This is a genomic window from Facilibium subflavum, from assembly GCF_003574485.1.
Classification (GTDB): Bacteria; Pseudomonadota; Gammaproteobacteria; order Francisellales; family Francisellaceae; genus Facilibium; species Facilibium subflavum.
Genome location: NZ_QLIT01000269.1, coordinates 1 through 1621 on the forward strand (window position 1 = coordinate 1; position 1621 = coordinate 1621).

Annotated in this window: 2 protein-coding genes; one reads left to right on the plus strand and one right to left on the minus strand. The window is 33.9% G+C overall.

Annotation, left to right across the window (positions count from 1 at the left end; genetic code table 11):
• Positions 1-84 precede the first annotated feature (84 nt).
• The gene (locus DNK84_RS13015; RefSeq protein WP_119344906.1) at positions 85-243 is read right to left on the minus strand and encodes a transposase; all 159 of its coding nucleotides are present in this window, start codon (positions 241-243) and stop codon (positions 85-87) included.
• A 128-nt stretch (positions 244-371) separates the two neighbouring features.
• Between DNK84_RS13015 and DNK84_RS13020 the strand changes: the two genes are divergently transcribed.
• Positions 372-1526, plus strand: a complete 1155-nt coding sequence (locus tag DNK84_RS13020) for a hypothetical protein (RefSeq protein WP_119344907.1) — start codon at positions 372-374, stop codon at positions 1524-1526.
• Positions 1527-1621: the final 95 nt, after the last annotated feature.

Below are 1621 nucleotides of genomic sequence, written 5' to 3' on the forward strand. Positions count from 1 at the left end.
CGTTCGTTCCATCGTGTCATCCCGAGTCACAAGTACAGCCCAGTGCATAAAACGTTTTTGAGAACCCCGCCGATCCACGTAGTATTAAGAAAGCATACGCCATTGACAACCCGTTCGTAACACATAGTAAACCCCTTCCACGAATAAACGCAAAGATTCCGTATTTTTGCAGTGTATCCTCTTTACCGTCATTAAAAATTCATAAATCTTTTCCCAAGCATTTTCATTTATGTGATAATGCATTTTGCAATCCTTTGTTGTTTTTCTCAAATATATTTAAAACCAAGGATTGCAACCTTGCAAATCATTTTTTAATTAAATCAACTTAATTTCACATCTTGTAGTTTTTTTGGTTCACAGAACCTAGTCAAATGACCATCGATAATTATCTACAACAGCTTATTAATTTATGCCAAAAAGATTCAACTTTTCAACAACAGGCTAATAATGCTATAAAGATATATTTAGATAAACTAAAGAATTCTCAACATTCAATGCCTAATGCCATCAAAGCAACGAGAATTTTATTTTCTTTAATAAGCGGTAGTCAAAATAATTTTTTTAGTGCCCAAGCTATTTTTCAGTGGGATAACAAAGGCGCTTGTAAGCTTTTAAATCAATTAGTGCAGGTAATACCAAGTCCAAATTTTAGGAAAAAACATATTGATGAGAAAAAACAATATGAAAAAGCAAAAAGGGATTTATTGATATTATTTACTCAGCAGCAATTACAACAGATAACACAAAAAAACGTTAAAGAATCGGTAGACAATACTAAGTCTACTATGGTAAAGAATCAAAAAAAAGCCGTTATAAAGAAAGATCAACCTAAGACTACAAGCCAACCGAAAAGTGTACAAACAAAAGACCACCAACAACAGTTTTTTGGTGAAAGTAAAGACAGCACTAAAATAGCTTCCCCTGTATATAAACGTGACAATAGATTAGGTAATCAACTGACAGCAAAACCTGTACAGAGTCTATCACAAATGCATGACACTATTAAAGAGCTATTTGCAAGTAAGGGTGATGGTTTTGATAAATTAAAAGTCTTTAAAGGCGAGGACTATATAGAAATTAAAACAACAAAAGGCAATGATGAAAAAGTGCTTTGTCGAGCCATGCCCAGCGTAATTAGTGGTTTTGGTTTAGAAGATAAAGAATCGTTACGGGTCAGTGCAAATTTAGCTAAGCACTTATTTAAAAGTAGTGATGTCAGTATTCTGTGTATAAATAAAAATGGCAAACTTAATGAAAAAGCCTATAAAAAGATTTTTAAAGCACTGATAAAGGCTGGTTATTCTGTAGATCAAATTCATCCATATAATATCAATGAGGATGCGAGTGATTATAATCAACAGGTGAATGACTTCCATAGGGAATTAGTAGGAAGACAACAAAAAATTAATCAACAAAAGCAGTCTGATTCCCCAACGTCACTAATGGAAGAAGCACAAACAGCACCAGAGCGAGTAGTGTGGGAACCCAGGAGCCATCCGGAGGAGCCCATCCATCTAACTGTGTAAATTTTTCATAGCACTTAAATTCTGCCTTCAAATTTAATTAAGAGCCCATCCATCTAACTGTGTAAATTTTTCATAGTACTTAAATTCTGCCTTCA